This window comes from Enterocloster lavalensis, from assembly GCF_046603895.1.
GTDB classification, from domain to species: domain Bacteria; phylum Bacillota; class Clostridia; order Lachnospirales; family Lachnospiraceae; genus Enterocloster; species Enterocloster lavalensis.
Genome location: NZ_CP176637.1, coordinates 1445894 through 1461531, shown reverse-complemented (window position 1 = coordinate 1461531; position 15638 = coordinate 1445894). Strand labels below are relative to the sequence as shown.

General features: G+C 58.0%; 13 protein-coding genes. 10 read left to right on the top strand and 3 right to left on the bottom strand.

All coding sequences use genetic code 11. From position 1 onward, the window contains the following. Nucleotides 1-3 precede the first annotated feature (3 nt). The 4 genes from ACK2JC_RS06390 to ACK2JC_RS06375 all read left to right on the top strand — a co-directional run bounded on the left by ACK2JC_RS06390 (nucleotide 4) and on the right by ACK2JC_RS06375 (nucleotide 4157). Nucleotides 4-708, top strand: a complete 705-nt coding sequence (locus ACK2JC_RS06390) for a DUF5058 family protein (RefSeq protein WP_320937115.1) — start codon at nucleotides 4-6, stop codon at nucleotides 706-708. 18 nt (nucleotides 709-726) lie between these two features. Beyond that, nucleotides 727-1431 carry a hypothetical protein gene (locus ACK2JC_RS06385; protein ID WP_107435751.1) on the top strand — a complete coding sequence of 235 codons (705 nt, stop codon included), beginning with the start codon at nucleotides 727-729 and terminating at the stop codon, nucleotides 1429-1431. 3 nt (nucleotides 1432-1434) lie between these two features. Continuing rightward, complete coding sequence (locus tag ACK2JC_RS06380; RefSeq protein WP_107435750.1) at nucleotides 1435-2865, top strand: amidohydrolase; 1431 nt, start codon at nucleotides 1435-1437, stop codon at nucleotides 2863-2865. 215 nt (nucleotides 2866-3080) lie between these two features. Further along, the gene (locus tag ACK2JC_RS06375) at nucleotides 3081-4157 is read left to right on the top strand and encodes a hypothetical protein (protein ID WP_092369753.1); all 1077 of its coding nucleotides are present in this window, start codon (nucleotides 3081-3083) and stop codon (nucleotides 4155-4157) included. Between the two features lie 33 nt (nucleotides 4158-4190). On the opposite strand, the gene ACK2JC_RS06370 is transcribed toward ACK2JC_RS06375, so the two are convergent. Continuing rightward, on the bottom strand, nucleotides 4191-4517 hold the full coding sequence (locus ACK2JC_RS06370; RefSeq protein WP_092369751.1) for a branched-chain amino acid transporter permease: 327 nt from the start codon (nucleotides 4515-4517) through the stop codon (nucleotides 4191-4193). Continuing rightward, a complete protein-coding gene (locus ACK2JC_RS06365) occupies nucleotides 4514-5221 on the bottom strand; it encodes an AzlC family ABC transporter permease (RefSeq protein WP_320937114.1) in 708 nt (235 codons plus the stop codon). Before ACK2JC_RS06365 ends, ACK2JC_RS06370 begins: the two co-directional genes overlap by 4 nt. Nucleotides 5222-5450: 229 nt before the next feature. On the opposite strand from ACK2JC_RS06365, the gene ACK2JC_RS06360 reads away from it, so the two are divergent. The 4 genes from ACK2JC_RS06360 (at nucleotide 5451) to ACK2JC_RS06345 (ending at nucleotide 12138) form a co-directional block, all read left to right on the top strand. Then, nucleotides 5451-7709, top strand: coding sequence for an EAL domain-containing protein (locus ACK2JC_RS06360; RefSeq protein ID WP_320937113.1), 2259 nt, complete (start codon nucleotides 5451-5453; stop codon nucleotides 7707-7709). Between the two features lie 117 nt (nucleotides 7710-7826). Next, nucleotides 7827-9521: a glutamine--tRNA ligase/YqeY domain fusion protein gene (locus ACK2JC_RS06355; protein WP_320937112.1), complete on the top strand. Its 1695-nt coding sequence runs from the start codon at nucleotides 7827-7829 to the stop codon at nucleotides 9519-9521. Nucleotides 9522-9647: 126 nt separating this feature from the next. Next, nucleotides 9648-11051, top strand: a complete 1404-nt coding sequence (locus tag ACK2JC_RS06350; protein WP_118756696.1) for a PLP-dependent aminotransferase family protein — start codon at nucleotides 9648-9650, stop codon at nucleotides 11049-11051. 52 nt (nucleotides 11052-11103) lie between these two features. After that, nucleotides 11104-12138, top strand: coding sequence for a hypothetical protein (locus tag ACK2JC_RS06345; protein WP_320937111.1), 1035 nt, complete (start codon nucleotides 11104-11106; stop codon nucleotides 12136-12138). Nucleotides 12139-12379: 241 nt separating this feature from the next. Here ACK2JC_RS06345 and ACK2JC_RS06340 read toward each other — a convergent pair whose 3' ends face one another. Continuing rightward, complete coding sequence (locus ACK2JC_RS06340; protein WP_227168371.1) at nucleotides 12380-13033, bottom strand: hypothetical protein; 654 nt, start codon at nucleotides 13031-13033, stop codon at nucleotides 12380-12382. 247 nt (nucleotides 13034-13280) lie between these two features. Between ACK2JC_RS06340 and groES the strand changes: the two genes are divergently transcribed. Continuing rightward, entirely contained in the window at nucleotides 13281-13565 is a 285-nt protein-coding gene (gene groES, locus ACK2JC_RS06335) for a co-chaperone GroES (RefSeq protein ID WP_007709099.1), read from the top strand. A gap of 212 nt (nucleotides 13566-13777) precedes the next feature. Next, on the top strand, nucleotides 13778-15400 hold the full coding sequence (gene groL / locus ACK2JC_RS06330; RefSeq protein ID WP_092369736.1) for a chaperonin GroEL: 1623 nt from the start codon (nucleotides 13778-13780) through the stop codon (nucleotides 15398-15400). Nucleotides 15401-15638: the final 238 nt, after the last annotated feature.

Sequence of the window (15638 nt, the reverse complement as noted above, 5' to 3'; positions counted from 1 at the left end):
GAAGTGACGCAAGAGTACGGTAAGATTGCCAACGGGATCGTCCTGTGGCTGGCCTGCGCGCCGGGGGTGCTGTGGGTCTGCGCGGCGGCGGGAATATTCCTGAGGAGGAGTTTAAAGGACGGGGCCAGGATGGGGCTGACCAGGGAACAGATACGCAAGGGAATCCGGGGAGCTTCCATCGCCTCCGTCGGCCCCTGCCTGGTGATGCTCTCCTCCATGCTATCCCTGATGGTGATCACGGGCAGCCCCATTGCCTGGCTAAGGGTCAATGTGATCGGCGGGGTGGGTTATGAGATCATGGGGGCCAGCTTTGCGGCGGACGCCATGCACATCAAAATCGGCACCTCCCAGATGAGCGTGGACTACCTCTGCGTGGCCACCGTGGTGATGACCACGGGCTGTCTGGGCTGGATTCTTTTCGGCGCGCTGTTCAGCGACAAGATGGACAAGGTGAACCAGGTCATGGCCGGGGGAAGCAAGGCCATGATCCCCATTGTGGGAGCCTGCTGCGTGCTGGGCTGCTACAGCAACCTGGTGCTGGAGCGGGCCACGCCCTTTGGGCCGGGTACGGTGGCCGCTGTGAGCGCAGGCGCGCTGATGATTCTCATCCAGCTGGCGGCCAGGCGGTGGAAGAAGCGCTGGCTGAAGGATTGGGCCTTGTCCATTGCCATAATTGCGGGAATGATCGCCAGCATGGCGGTTCACTAGAGAGGGAGGTGTTTGGTTATGGATCGATCCGACGTCTACAATCACAGCTATATGCCGTATATCGTAAAATGGGGCAAGATCGTGTGCTGGGTCCTGCTGCCGCTGATTTATCTTCCCACCATCGCCCTGCTGGTGGTTTATGGGGCGAAAATGCCCCTTGACGCCACGGTCAACGGGATCATTGCCATTCTCTCCGCCAGTTTTGCGGTGTATCTGTCGGAGCCACTTTCCGTTTTCCCGATTCTGGGAACTCCCGGATTATACCTGATCTGCATCTCGGGCAATTCCAAGCAGATTCGGGTGCCGGCGGCCCTGATGGCCCAGGATGGGGCGGGGGTGGAACAGGGAACGCCGGAGGGAGGAATCATGTCCAGCATCGGCGTGGCGACCTCCATGTTCATCAGCATTCTGGTGATGACGGTCATGATTTTTATGGGAAAATGGATTCTGAGCGCGCTGCCGGACCCGGTGGTGGCCGCGCTGCCCATGCTGCTTCCGGCTCTGTTCGGAGCGCTTTTAGCCCAGCAGCTGATGAACCATCCCAGGCTGGGGGCGGCTGCCGTCGCGCTTGCGGCCGCGGTGCGCCTGGCCCAGATTCGGGGAATATTTGGAATTCTGCCCTTTGGCGGCGGATATGCGCCGATGCTGATCTGCGTGTTTGGAACCATTGGTCTGGCCAGAATCATGTACAAAATGGGCTGGCTGAAAGAAGATAGGAGATAGAGGATGAGTGAGACAATGAATACCAGTCGGATATTGGAACTGGTGGAGGAAAAGAAAGAACAGTTTATAACGCTCAGCGATGCGATCTGGGCCGTGCCGGAGCTGGGGCTGGCGGAGCACCGGTCCGCAGGGCTGCTGATCCAGGCCCTGGAGCGGGAAGGATTTCAGGTGGAGCGCGGGATCGACGGCATTGAGACGGCATTTGTCGGGACATACGGCAGCGGCCGGCCGGTGATCGGGCTGTTGGCGGAGTACGACGCACTGCCGGGCCTGAGCCAGGAAGCCGCCTGCACGTCCCACAAACCATTGGCGGAGGGAGAGCCCGGGCACGGCTGCGGGCACAATGCGCTGGGAGCCGGCGTGGTTGCCGCCGCCGTGGCGGTAAAGGACTATTTAAAGGAATATCCCGGCGCAGGCACGGTGAAGGTGTTTGGCTGCCCCGGGGAGGAAGCCGGATGGTCGAAAATGTTTCTGGCCCGGGACGGCTATTTCAAGGATGTGGATGCCTGCTTTACCTGGCATCCGGGAAACTGCAATTCCGTCCAGGGCTACAGCTCCAACGCCAATATCTGCGTATATTTTACCTTCCGCGGGCGGAGCGCCCACGCGGCGGCGGCTCCCCATCTGGGGCGCAGCGCCCTGGACGCCTGCGAGCTGATGAATGTGGGCGTGAACTATCTGCGGGAGCATGTGCCCACAGAGGTGCGCATGCACTATGCCTACCAGAATGCAGGCGAGAAGGCCCCTAACGTAGTCCACGCCAACGCCTGCCTGAAATATTACATCCGCGCGCCCAAAATGGCTCTGGCCGTCCAGGTATTGGAGCGGGTGAAGGATGTGGCCAGAGGCGCGGCGCTGATGACCGGCACGGAGTGCGATATCAATGTGACCGCGGGAATGAGCGATTTCATCGCCAACGACGCGATCAGCCGCTTGTTTGTGGAGGCCTTCAATCTGGCCGGGCCGCCGCAGTTTGACGCGCAGGACGAGGCGCTGGCAAGGGCCTTCTGGGATCAGTATTCTGAAAATGAGAAGGCTGCCGGAATGATGCGGATCAACCTGTCGTACCCGGACGGGGAGAAGTTCCGGGACACGCCCCTGGTAAAGGAAATCGGCCCCTATTTCCGAATCGACAAATATATGCCGGGCTCCACCGACGTGGGGGATGTGAGCTACGTGACGCCCACCGGCCAGCTCTGGGTGACCTGCTACGCCAACGGGACCCCGGGACATTCCTGGCAGGTGACCTCCCAGGTGGCCTCCTCCATCACCCACAAGGCGGTTGTGTGCGCCGCCAAGACGATGGCACTGGCCACCGTGATGTCCTTTTTACGGCCGGATGTGGTGGAGCAGGCAAGGGAAGAGCTGAAGCAGCGGACGGGCGGCGTCTACGTCTGTCCGGTGGAGCCGGGGAAGAAGCCGGTTATGCCGTAAAAGAATAAAGAGGATAAAAACAATCGCCCGCAGGCTGCGCCAGCGGCCCATTGCATTCAAGGAAAGCGCCTTTGAGCGGCTAACGCTGCAAAAGGCGCTTTTTCGGCTGCCGGACATAAGCTGGCACGGCGAAACTTCCGGGATTCCTTGTTATTTCCCAACAAAAATGTTAAAATTTGTTTATACAATGACAGACAAGACGGGGAGGTAAACCGATGCGTGGAGAGAACAATACAAAGCGGGGTATGGTCCGCGGCAGCCTGTTTGAGACGGTGCTGCGGATTCTTCTGGAGCAGAGCGGGTTTTCACTGGTCCGGCCGGGGGCGGAACATGCGGGGAAGGTGCGCATGAACCGGGCGAATTTTGTGGAGCTGAAGGGCCGGGGCGGGTGGCACCAGATCGACTGCCCCTTTGATTACGACGGCTTTATCCCTTTTTTATATCCGGTGCGGCTTCTGGGAGAGGCGAAGTTTCTGCAGAAAGAGGTGCAGAAGAACTCGATCCGCAGCTTCATCGGCGTGCTGAAAGATATACAGGAAAATTATTTTGTGGACGATTCCCTGACGGACTCCATGGTGCGGGGGCGCAGGATGGAGCTGGGAGCGTTTTTCGCAGCCAACGGGTTTAACCCGGAGGCGGAAAAGTTGGCCTACGCCCACGGAATCCGGACCATTTCCTACCGGAACAATCTGGCCATCGCGGATATCAAGGACCGGATTCTTCTGCTGGAGGAACAATACATATCCTCCGCCAAGCTCTCCGAGAGCGGCAGAGGCGGCCGGAAGGATTTTATGGAAAAATTCGAGATGGTGCTCAGAGGGGAGAAAACGGGCGAGGAGTTCGCCTGGGATTTTGACCTGCAGCCCAGCGCGGGTCAGGCGCTGGAGGAGCTGGGGGATTTCCTGCGGGAGATCCACACCAATTTTCTGGCCTCCACGGACACCGGGGTGCTGCTGCATTTCCTGGGGAAGGAACCCTTCCCGGAAGAACTGTTCGGCCAACGCGACGAGGCGCGCTGCCGGGTCCGCTATGTTCTGACGGGACAGGAGACCCGGTTTTATCTGGTATTTTCCGGGGACGAGCGGGAGCGGCGGTTTTATTTTACTCCGCCGGACTCCCTGAGCGAGGCGGCGCTGTTCGGAGGAAATGTTCTGGATGAAAAGGAGCGCCATATGAAGGTACTGCACACCCAGATCATAATAAAAGGCCTCCGGCGCAGCCTGGACATCAAACTGGACCAGGACTGGCTGGAAGCCAGGCGTGAACTGAACATGACCCCGGAAACATTCTAAATACTGTGTACCGCAAGTCCCAGGCAGGGAACCTCAAAACACCCCCTGCACCAACACCATATAACACACCGTGCCCAGCGCAATACTTGCCAGGGTGTTCCCCTTCCACAGGTGCAGCACCACCACAAGAGCCACGCTGATTAACTCCGGCAGCCCGTAAGGGTAAGCGAGCGGCGTGACGCCCTTCAGGCAGTAGACCACCAGCACGGCCATGATGGCGGCGGGCAGCACCGCGCCCAGATAGCGCACGATCCGCGGCACCTCCTTTTTACCGCCGAAGAGCAGGAAGGGGAGCCAGCGGGTGGCCTGGGTGCAGAGGGCGCAGATGATCACAGTGATGAGTACATATTTTTCCGTCATAATGATGAATCCTCCATTTTCCGTTCAATGATCCGGCGGGAGATGAGCAGCACGCCCGCCACGGCCGCCAGGGCCGGCAGAATGAAGTTGGCCGAGCGGATCAGGGCCAGAAGGAAAATGCCGCAGGCAAATCCCGCCAGGGCCGGGATATGGGTTTTCGCGTGCTTCCACTGATCCACGCAGATGACCACGAACAGCGCGGTCATGGCGAAGTCGATGCCCGTGGAGTCGAAGGTGATGAGCTGCCCGGCCAGGGCGCCCAGGACGGAGCCCGCCACCCAGTAGCACTGGTCGAACAGGGAGACGAACAGCGTGGCCATGTCCCATTCCCGGTCCGTGAAGTCCCGAGGCCTGGCCATGGAACACAGCAGGGAGTAGGTCTCGTCGGTCAGGGAGAATACCATATAAGGATAGGCTTTTTTCATTTTTTTAAAGCGCTCGATAAAGGTCAGGCCGTAAAATGCGTGGCGGCTGTTGATGAACAGGGTCATCACAGCGGTGGTGACGAAGCTGAGTCCGCCGGTGAGAATGCCCACCAGGGCGAACTGCATGGAACCGGCGTAGACGCAGGCGCTGATGAGAAGGGCCCACAGAGGTCCCAGGCCCGCCTTCTGAAGCACCAGCCCGAAGGCGATGCCCAGAAACACATACCCCAGCATGATGGGGATGCTCTTGACAAATGCAAATTTTGCTGCTTTTTTCATAATAACTCCCGCTTTCTGTTTCAGCTTTTGACTGGAATATCCAGTGTGGCCGCCGGTATACCCGGAATATAGGCCGTAATTAGAAACAGTATAGCAAAATTTGCCATGAATTTCCACCGGATTTTTGTTCTGGGGGGACATGGGGCGGCCGGATCGGGGGTTTACAGCCCGGCGGCATTTGATATATAATAGCGGTCATGAGCAGATCCGGACAGTGAGGAATCGATCTATGAAGCAGTCGACAAAGAAAATGTTTTCGGGAATCGGCATCGCGGCCTTTGTAATGGTCGCGCTGGTTCTCGTGTATGCGGTTTTATTTTACCGCACGTCCCAGGCGAAGATGGTCAACACGCTGGCTGAGATTTCCGATCAGAGCGCCAAGGTGGTCCGCCAGGAGGTCGAGAAGAACCAGATGATGCTGGAAAGTCTGGCGATCCTGCTGGCCCAGAACCCTTCCGGCGATATCCGGGAACTGGTGGGGGAGCTGACGGCGGTGGATCAGGCCAACAACTTCAAGCGCATGGGGATTGTCCGGGAGGACGGCACCGGCTACGCCACCGACGGCTCGGATGTGGACGCCAGGTCCACGCAGGTGGGGGAGCGCTTCAAAACGGCGTTTGCCGGCAGCGCGTTTGTGTCCGACCGGGTGCCCGACCTGATCGACGGGGAGCCGGTGACCGTGTACGGCGTGCCCTTCACCGCGAGGAATGGCGGCACGTACGCGCTGTTCGGCACGTATTCCACGGATTTTTACGAGGACAGTCTCTCAGTCTCCACCTTCGGCGGCAGCGGGTACAGCTACATTATCAAGGAGGACGGGGAATGCGTCAGCGGCTCCCGCAATCCGGCCAGCCTGGGGAATCTGGACAATTTTTATAAGGAGGTAAGCGCCATCTCCGACACCAACGCGCAGCAGATGGACCTGCTGCGGGAGGAGATCGCGGCCCACAAAAGCGGGTCCCTCCGGTACGAGCGGGAGGACGGACGGCGCTACGTCTACTACCAGCCCCTGGGGGTGAACCAGTGGTATCTGCTCAGCGTCGTCCCCTCCTGGGTGGTTGAGGAAAATGTCAACGGCATGTTGAGCCTGGCCTACACCATGATGGCCGCCTGTCTGGGTATACTGGCCCTGATGGCGTACCAGATCTGGATGATCAAGAAACGCTATTGGAAAAAAGTGGAAGATACGGCACTGACGGACGCGGTCACCGGCCATGCCTCATTTGCCAAATTCCGCCTCGACGTGCAGGAAATCCTGTCCGGTTCCCGGGAAACGCCCTATGCGCTGGTCTGCTTTAACGTGCGCATGTTTCAGTACATCAACGACCTGCACGGTTTTGCCGAGGGCGACCGGATTTTGAGGGTGATTGCGGACTATTTAAGCGCCCACATCGGCAAGCAGGAGGCCTGCGCCCGCTTAAACGCGGACCGGTTCGCCGCCCTGTTGTCCTACCGGGACAAGGAACAGCTGCGGGAGCGCGTAAAGAACATGATCCACGGCATGGAACGGCTGAACCGGAGCCAGATGGAGGAGATGGCCTACGACGTCCGGATGACCGCCGGAATCTATCAGATCGAGGATAAGACGGAGGTGCTCGACAAGATGCTGGACTGGGCCAAGGCGGCGCTTTCCAGGGAAAATATGGGGGCCATCGAGAACTGCGGCTTTTACGACACCGGAATCCGGGAGCGGATGGTCCGCCAGAAGGAGCTGGAGAATCATTTTGAGGAGGCGGTGAGCCAGAGACAGTTCGAGGTCTATTACCAGCCAAAATACGACGTGAAGGGCGGCCGCTTTTACGGCGCGGAGGCGCTGGTGCGCTGGAATTCTCCTGTAGAGGGTATGATTCCGCCGGGGGTGTTTGTACCGGTGTTTGAGAGCAACAGCATGATCATCCGGCTGGATGAGTACATTTTCGAGCAGGTGTGCCGCCAGATCCGGCAGTGGCTGGACCGCGGTTTTGCGGTGCAGCCGGTTTCCGTGAACATTTCCCGCCTCCACCTGTACCAGAAGGGGTTTGTGGAGCGCTATCTGGACCTGATCCGCAGGTGGCACGTGCCGCCGGGGCTGGTGGAGCTGGAGCTGACGGAGACGGTGATGTTTGACAACGAGGAGCTGCTGGGGGAAACGCTGCAGGGCTTCCGGCGGGAGGGCGTGCCGATCCTGATGGACGATTTCGGCTCGGGATACTCCTCCATTCAGCTTCTGCGCAGCATGCCCATCGACAATCTGAAGATCGACAAGGGGCTGGTGGACGACTCCACCGAGCGGCCCAAGCTGCAGAAGATCCTCGCCAGCGTGATCGGCCTGGCCCAGTCCCTGAACATCCAGGTGACGGCCGAGGGGGTGGAGACCAAAGACCAGTACGATCTGCTCAAGCGCATGAACGTCGATTACATCCAGGGCTACTACTGCGCCAAGCCGATGCCATGCGGCGAATATGAGAAACTGGTGTATGAAAATACCGGCGGCCGGGAAGTATTTTAAAAATTTCCCGGCCGCCCCCTTTCCCGGAATGGAGAAATGTGCTATGATAGCAGAGTATACGCCTGTCCGCGCCGGGAATACAGCGGAGCAGGGAATCAGATAACGGAGGAACAGTTTATGGCAGAGAAAGATACCGTAATGGAAACTGAGGAGAAAGAAGTGGTTTCCAAAAACTTCATTGAGCAGGAGATCGACAAAGACCTGGCGAGCGGAGTATACAACCACGTCCAAACCCGTTTCCCACCGGAGCCCAACGGCTATTTGCACATTGGACACGCCAAGTCCATTTTGCTCAACTACGGCCTGGCCCAGAAGTACGGCGGGAAATTCAATCTGCGTTTTGACGATACCAATCCCACGAAGGAGAAAACCGAGTTCGTGGAGTCTATTATAGAGGATGTGAAGTGGCTGGGCGCCGACTTTGACGACCGGCTGTTCTTCGCCTCCAACTACTTTGAGCAGATGTACGAGTGCGCGGTGATGCTGATCAAAAAGGGCAAGGCATTTGTCTGCGACCTCAGCGCCGACGAGATCAAGCAGTACCGCGGCGACTACAACACGCCCGGCAAGGAAAGCCCCTACCGGAACCGCAGCATCGAGGAGAATTTACAGCTCTTCGAGGAGATGAAGGAGGGGAAATACCAGGACGGCGCAAAGGTGCTGCGGGCCAAGATCGACATGGCCTCCCCCAACATCAACATGCGCGACCCGGTGATCTACCGCGTGGCCCGCATGTCCCACCACAACACTGGGGACAAGTGGTGCATCTACCCCATGTACGATTTCGCCCATCCCATCGAGGATGCCATCGAGAATATTACCCACTCCATCTGCACCCTGGAGTTCGAGGATCACAGACCGCTGTACGACTGGGTGGTGAAAGAGTGCGAATTTGAGAATCCGCCCCGTCAGATCGAGTTTGCCAAGCTGTACCTGACCAATGTGGTCACGGGAAAGCGCTACATCAAGAAGCTGGTGGAGGACAAGATCGTGGACGGCTGGGACGATCCGCGTCTGGTTTCCATCGCAGCCCTGCGCAGAAGGGGCTACACGCCGGAGTCCATCCGCATGTTCGTGGACCTGGTGGGCGTTTCCAAGGCCAACAGCTCTGTGGACTACGCTATGCTGGAATACTGCATCCGCGAGGATTTGAAGCTGAAAAAGGCCAGGATGATGGCGGTTCTGGACCCGGTGAAGCTGGTGATCGACAACTATCCCGAGGGCCAGGTGGAGGAGCTTGAGATCCCCAATAACCTGGAGAACCCGGAGCTCGGCAGCCGTTTGGTGCCCTTTAGCCGCGAGGTGTACATCGAGCGGGAGGACTTCATGGAGGAGCCGCCCAGGAAATATTTCCGCATGTTCCCGGGCAACGAGGTGCGTCTCATGGGCGCTTACTTCGTGAAATGCACGGGCTGCGAGAAGGACGAGAACGGCAACGTGACCGTGGTGCACGGCACCTATGATCCCGAGACCAAGAGCGGTTCCGGTTTCGAGGGCCGCAAGGTAAAGGGTACGATCCACTGGGTTGCGGTGCCCACCGCTAAGCAGGTGGAGTGCCGTCTGTATGAGAACATCGTGGACGAGGAGAAGGGCAAGCTGAATGAGGACGGTTCCCTCAACTTAAATCCCAACTCCCTGGTCGTGCTAAAGGAGTGCTATGTGGAGCCGGAGCTGGCAAAGGCTCAAGCCTACGACAGCTTCCAGTTTGTGCGCAACGGCTATTTCTGTGCGGACTGCAAGGACAGCACGCCAGAGAAGCCCGTGTTCAACCGGATCGTATCCCTTAAGAGTTCCTTCAAGCTGCCCAAATAACCAGAAAAACCAGCAATAACCCGCAGGCTGCGCCGGCGGGGCGTCACATTGAAAGAGAACCCGGCGGAAGCTTCGCTCGCAACGCGCAGAGCTGCCGCCGGTTTTTGCGTTGGGAGGAGGGAAAAAATGGAATTGATGGTGCCGCTCTACGCCCAGGACAAGCGCCCGCTGTACGAGCAGATTTATCAGTATATCAAGGATGAGATACGGGGCGGCCGCCTGACGGCCGGGAGCCGCCTGCCCTCCACACGGGTGCTGGCGGACAATTTGAAGGTCAGCCGCAGCACCACCCAGATGGCTTATGAACAGCTTTTGTCCGAGGGGTATATTGAGGCGGTGCCCTGCAGAGGTTATTTTGTGGCAGGCATCGAGGAGCTGGTGGAGGTGAAGGGCCAGGAGACGGGGAGTTTTGTGCCGGAGCCTGCAGGGAGCCGCGAGCAGTACCGGGTGGATTTCTCACCCCGGGGCATCGATCTGGACAGCTTTCCCTTCAATACCTGGCGGAAGATCAGCAAAAATACCCTGGTGGACGACAATAAGGAGATGTTTGCGGGCGGAGATCCCCAGGGAGAGCGGTCCCTGCGGGCGGCCATCGGCAGTTACCTGCACTCGGCACGGGGAGTCAACGTGAGGCCGGAGCAGATTATTATCGGCGCGGGCAGCGAGTACCTGTGGCTGCTGTTATCCCAGATTCTGGGAATGAATCACAAGATCGCAATGGAAAATCCCACCTACAAGCAGGCTTACCGGGTGTTTAACGGCATGGGTTACCCCGTGGCTCCGGTGGAGATGGACCGCTATGGGATGGATGTGGCACAGCTGGAAAAAAGCGGCGCGGACGTGGCCTATGTCATGCCCGCCCACCAGTATCCCACGGGCATCGTGATGCCGGTGCGCCGCCGCCAGGAGCTTTTGGCCTGGGCCTGCGGCGGGGAGGGCAGGTATCTGATTGAGGACGATTACGACAGCGAGTTCCGCTACAAGGGAAAGCCCATACCGGCGCTTCAGGGCATGGACACGGCCGGGCGGGTGATCTACATCGGCACCTTCTCCAAATCCATCGCTCCGGCCATCCGTGTTGGTTTTCTGGTGCTGCCGCCCGCTATGGTGGCGGTTTACCGGCAGCGGGCGGGATTTTACGCCTCCACGGTGTCGCGGATCGATCAGAATATTCTGTACCAGTTCATCACAGAAGGCCATTATGAGCGCCATCTGAACCGGATGCGGGCGGTCTACAAGGGAAAGCATGACGCGCTGTTAGCCGGTCTGCGGGAATTGGAGGACCGGTTTGAGATACGCGGCGAGTACGCGGGACTGCATGTGCTCCTGACCCACAGGGGCGGCCTGGACGAGGAGGAGCTGGTGCGCAGGGCTGCGGATTTGGGGGTCAAGGTATACGGGATGTCCGGGTATTTTATTCACCCGGAGCACAGGTGCTGTCCCTCCACGGTGCTGCTGGGTTACGCCAGCCTGACCGAGGACGACATCCGCCTGGGCACCGGCCTTCTGCGGGAGGCCTGGGGAGCGTGACCGGGGGAAGCGGGAAGCGGTGGATTGCAGCAATGACAGAGAGGACGGACAGATGATTCAGAAGAGACAGATTATAGCCGCGGCCGCGGGCGTGCTGCTGGGATACGGCATATGGGCAGCCGCCCAGAACTTCGGAGGAACAGCGGACGGCGGGGCCGGGAACGCGGGATATGGAAGGATGGCGGACGCCGGAGGCGGAGCCGGGGCAGCCGGAAACACGGCGGCCGGGTCTGGCGGGCTGGGCGCGGACGGAAGCGGCGTTGGCGCAGACGGAAGCGGATTAGCGGGGACGGGCCGAAGCGCGGATGGAAGCGGGGGGGCTGGAGCGGGCCGGAGCGCGGACGGAAGCGGATTAGCGGGGACAGGCCGGAGCGCAGACGGGAGCAGCGGCACGGATTTTTCCGCCCTATCCGAGGTGCCGGAATTAAACGAGCAGGAGCTGGCGGCAGTGCGGCGGCTGGCTGCGGCGGTGAAAAGCGGGAGTAAGGAGCGGATTGCTGCAGAGCTGCTGGCGGACGGCGACACGCTCAGCTGGCTTTATTATGAGACGTTTGGGGAGGAGAGGTACCGCTATGACGGGACGGAATTCAGGGCGGATCTGGCCGGAGAAGGGCTGGTGCTGACCGGCGCGGCCAGCGTTTTCTACGGAAGCTTCGGGGAAAACGGGCCGGAAGGCCGCTGCACGGCCTTGCAGGCGGTGGAGCTGGAAAAACCCCGATATGATTACTCGGAGGGAACCTGGAAGGACGGGCGCATGGACGGAGCAGGAGTCTCCGGCTACCGCTACTATCAGGGTCCGCCCCAGGGCGAAGCCGAGGAGGTCCGCAAAGAGGGACGGTTTGTGCGCGGCAAGATGGAGGGAACCATCACCTACCGGAACACCGGTTCCGACGGCGTGACGGCCACCTACACCATGGAGGTGAAGGAGGGCGTGACTCAGCCGGACGACCGCTGGATCCCGGGCCCGGAGGAGGGGATTTACCACCTGGAAGCCGACGACAATCCGGCCTACGCCTACGCCCTGACGGAGGAGGAGATGAAGCAGCCCCGGTGGGTGAACCTGCTGGTGTGGGATGTTGAGGAATGAGCGGAAAGGGCTCATTCCATCCGGCGATCGATCACAGTCCGCGCCAGCAGCCCGCTGTCTCCAACCAAAAACCCCCGTCTTTATAAAAAAGACGGGGATCATGATTTTATGAGCTGATTCAGCGGTTCGCTCCGCACTTTGCGGGTGGTAACCGAAATCTGCCGGTCTCTTCGCGGGTAAAGCATAGGTATCGTGAGGAACCGGCATTTCTTTTGCATAGAATACCATATTTTGGGGAAAATCAGATCGTATCTTCCTCGATGGTCACCTTCTCGGCGCCGGCGGTCTGGTCCGGCTCTGCGGGCTCTTCTGCGGGAGCGGGTTCTGCTGCCGGGGCCGCGGGAGCGGGCGTCTCCTCGGGAAGCGGTTTCTTCCAGGCGGGAATCCCATCGCTCTCTGTGCGGGAGTAGTCGAACAGATCGTCGTCGTCCACATAATCGTCGTCCAGGAAGCCTTCGTCCTCAAACAGCTCGGAGTCTTCCTCCTCGTCCTCATCCATCGCGTCCTCAAACTCGGAGCGCTTGTTCTTCACTGCGGTGAGTGCGATGTGGGCGGTGTCCACGGCTGCGGAGACGGCCTCGTGGGCGGTGTCGGAAATGACGGCCCCTGCGTCCTTCAGCACGTTTTTGGTGGCTTCCGCCATGTCCTTGGCAGCCAGCTTGAATTCATCCTTGCTGGCGTGAAGGGAAATATAATTGCGGTCGGTGCGGCGCGGGTCCACGGTGCGCTCCTCGCTGTCCTCGCAGGCTTCATCCTCTCCGTCCTCAAACTCACGGAAGTCCTTCTCCAGTTCACTGTGGAATGTTTTGTATCGAAGCGCGTAGGAGACGCTGGCCGCTACAGCGCCTGTGACTGCCGCGAATGCGACTAATTTTCCGAATCCCTTCTTAGCCATATTGAAAACCCCTTTCACTGTGATTCAGTCTTTATTATATTTACATTAGTATTATTGTAATACGAAAGCAGAAAAAAAGGAAGGGAATTGCAGGAAAATGTAAAAAAAAAATAAAAATCTAAGAAAATTAGCACTCAACTCTTGACAGTGCTAATAACTGGTGTTATAACATATGATGTGAGTAAATAAAGGGGTTGCACAAACCTGAAAAAGAAAAAACAGAACTGATTGCAAGGAGGAATTCATCATGAAGTTAGTACCGTTGTTTGACAAGGTAGTGTTAAAACAGTTAGTAGCGGAAGAGACCACTAAATCCGGTATCGTGCTTCCCGGAGCGGCAAAGGAGAAACCCCAGCAGGCGGAGGTAATCGCAGTTGGACCCGGCGGCGTGATCGAAGGCAAGGAAGTGACCATGCAGGTGAAGGTCGGCGACAAGGTTATCTATTCCAAGTATTCCGGCACCGAAGTGGAGATCGAGGACGACAAGTACGTGATCGTAAAGCAGAACGACATCCTGGCTGTTGTTGAATAATCCGTCAATCGTATCTGTTCAGTACCTTCACAGATACGATACGAGCAAAAATCCATTTAAAATCGACTTCATCGTTGGATTTTTGCCTGCAAGCTTAGGTTTTCATAGGGTCAGCGCAGCAAGTGCGCAGACCTGCTGAACAGTTACCGTCAATCATTCTAATAAATTTAAAATACGCGACATAGAAAACAATATTTGGAGGTAGATGAGTCATGGCAAAGAAGATTAAATATGGTGTGGACGCCCGCAAGGCGCTGGAGTCCGGTGTTAACCAGTTAGCAGATACCGTACGCGTTACCCTGGGACCGAAAGGCCGCAACGTTGTACTCGACAAGTCCTTCGGCGCTCCGCTGATCACCAACGACGGCGTTACCATTGCCAAGGAGATCGAGCTGGAAGATCCCTTTGAGAACATGGGCGCTCAGCTGATCAAGGAAGTTGCTTCCAAGACCAACGACGTTGCCGGAGACGGAACCACCACCGCTACGGTGCTGGCCCAGTCCATGGTGTGCGAGGGTATGAAGAACCTGGCTGCAGGCGCGAATCCCATCGGCCTGAGAAAGGGCATGAGAAAAGCCACCGACGCTGCGGTTGAGGCCATCAAAGAGATGAGCAAGCCCATTACCGGCAAAGAGCAGATTGCCAGAGTAGCCGCAATTTCCGCTTCCGACGACGAAGTTGGAACCATGGTAGCGGACGCGATGGAGAAGGTTTCCAAGGACGGCGTAATCACCATTGAGGAATCCAAGACCATGAAGACCGAGCTGGATATGGTGGAAGGCATGCAGTTTGACAGAGGTTACGTTTCCGCTTATATGTGCACCGACATGGATAAGATGGAAGCCAATCTGGACGATCCCTATATCCTGATCACCGACAAGAAGATTTCCAATATCCAGGAGATCCTGCCCCTGCTGGAGCAGATCGTTAAGACCGGCGCAAGACTGATGATTATCGCCGAGGACGTAGAGGGCGAGGCTCTGACCACCCTGATCGTCAACAAGCTGAGAGGCACCTTCAACGTAGTTGCGGTTAAGGCTCCGGGCTACGGCGACAGAAGAAAAGAGATGCTGCAGGATATCGCGATCCTGACCGGCGGCACCGTGATCTCCGACGAGGTTGGTCTGGATCTGAAGGAAGCCACCATGGATCAGCTGGGACGCGCAAAATCCGTTAAGGTTCAGAAGGAGAACACCATCATCGTTGACGGCTTTGGCGAGAAGAGCAACATCGACGCCAGAGTTGCCCAGATCCGCAAGCAGATCGAGGAGACCACCTCTGATTTCGACCGTGAGAAGCTGCAGGAGAGACTGGCGAAGCTGGCTGGCGGCGTTGCGGTAATCCGTGTTGGCGCTGCTACCGAGACCGAGATGAAGGAAGCCAAGCTGCGTATGGAGGACGCTCTTAATGCGACCAGAGCGGCTGTGGAAGAGGGAATTATCGCAGGCGGCGGCTCCGCTTACATCCATGCCGCAGGCAAGGTGAGCGAAGTTGTGGATAGCCTGGAAGGCGATGAGAAGACCGGCGCAAGACTGATCCTCAAGGCTCTGGAGTCTCCGTTGTTCCACATCGCAGCCAACGCAGGTCTGGAAGGCTCCGTGATTGTGAACAAAGTAAAGGAATCCCCCATCGGCACAGGATTCGACGCATACAAGGAAGAATATGTGGATATGATCGAAGCTGGCATTCTGGATCCCGCCAAGGTTACCAGAAGCGCTCTGCAGAACGCGACCAGCGTAGCTTCCACCCTGTTGACAACTGAGTCCGTAGTTGCTAATATTAAAGAAGCAGCACCTGCACCCGCAGGCGCACCGGACATGGGCGGAATGTACTAATCAGATAAAAACCATGATATCAGGGCGGCCCGGGAGCAGTAAGGCTCAACCGGGCCGCCCTTTTGTGGGTGCGCCCGGCGGCGCACGTTTCTAACCGGTGCAAGTCCGGAATCCGCCCGGTAGTGGGAAGGATATAGCCGAAGGCAAGGGTGTCCATCGTGAGGTGGAATCTGAAGGAAGCCGGATATGGGGAACATACTAACCCATGGGCAAATCTCTGGTCTGACGAACAGAAATC

Bases quoted from the DNA above. Each gene is read 5' to 3' on its own strand.
- ACK2JC_RS06385 (WP_107435751.1), top strand. From the start codon at position 727: ATGGATCGATCCGACGTCTACAATCACAGCTATATGCCGTATATCGTA.
- ACK2JC_RS06380 (WP_107435750.1), top strand. From the start codon at position 1,435: ATGAGTGAGACAATGAATACCAGTCGGATATTGGAACTGGTGGAGGAA.
- ACK2JC_RS06375 (WP_092369753.1), top strand. From the start codon at position 3,081: ATGCGTGGAGAGAACAATACAAAGCGGGGTATGGTCCGCGGCAGCCTG.
- ACK2JC_RS06370 (WP_092369751.1), bottom strand. From the start codon at position 4,517: ATGACGGAAAAATATGTACTCATCACTGTGATCATCTGCGCCCTCTGC.
- ACK2JC_RS06365 (WP_320937114.1), bottom strand. From the start codon at position 5,221: ATGAAAAAAGCAGCAAAATTTGCATTTGTCAAGAGCATCCCCATCATG.
- ACK2JC_RS06360 (WP_320937113.1), top strand. From the start codon at position 5,451: ATGAAGCAGTCGACAAAGAAAATGTTTTCGGGAATCGGCATCGCGGCC.
- ACK2JC_RS06355 (WP_320937112.1), top strand. From the start codon at position 7,827: ATGGCAGAGAAAGATACCGTAATGGAAACTGAGGAGAAAGAAGTGGTT.
- ACK2JC_RS06350 (WP_118756696.1), top strand. From the start codon at position 9,648: ATGGAATTGATGGTGCCGCTCTACGCCCAGGACAAGCGCCCGCTGTAC.
- ACK2JC_RS06345 (WP_320937111.1), top strand. From the start codon at position 11,104: ATGATTCAGAAGAGACAGATTATAGCCGCGGCCGCGGGCGTGCTGCTG.
- ACK2JC_RS06340 (WP_227168371.1), bottom strand. From the start codon at position 13,033: ATGGCTAAGAAGGGATTCGGAAAATTAGTCGCATTCGCGGCAGTCACA.
- groES (WP_007709099.1), top strand. From the start codon at position 13,281: ATGAAGTTAGTACCGTTGTTTGACAAGGTAGTGTTAAAACAGTTAGTA.
- groL (WP_092369736.1), top strand. From the start codon at position 13,778: ATGGCAAAGAAGATTAAATATGGTGTGGACGCCCGCAAGGCGCTGGAG.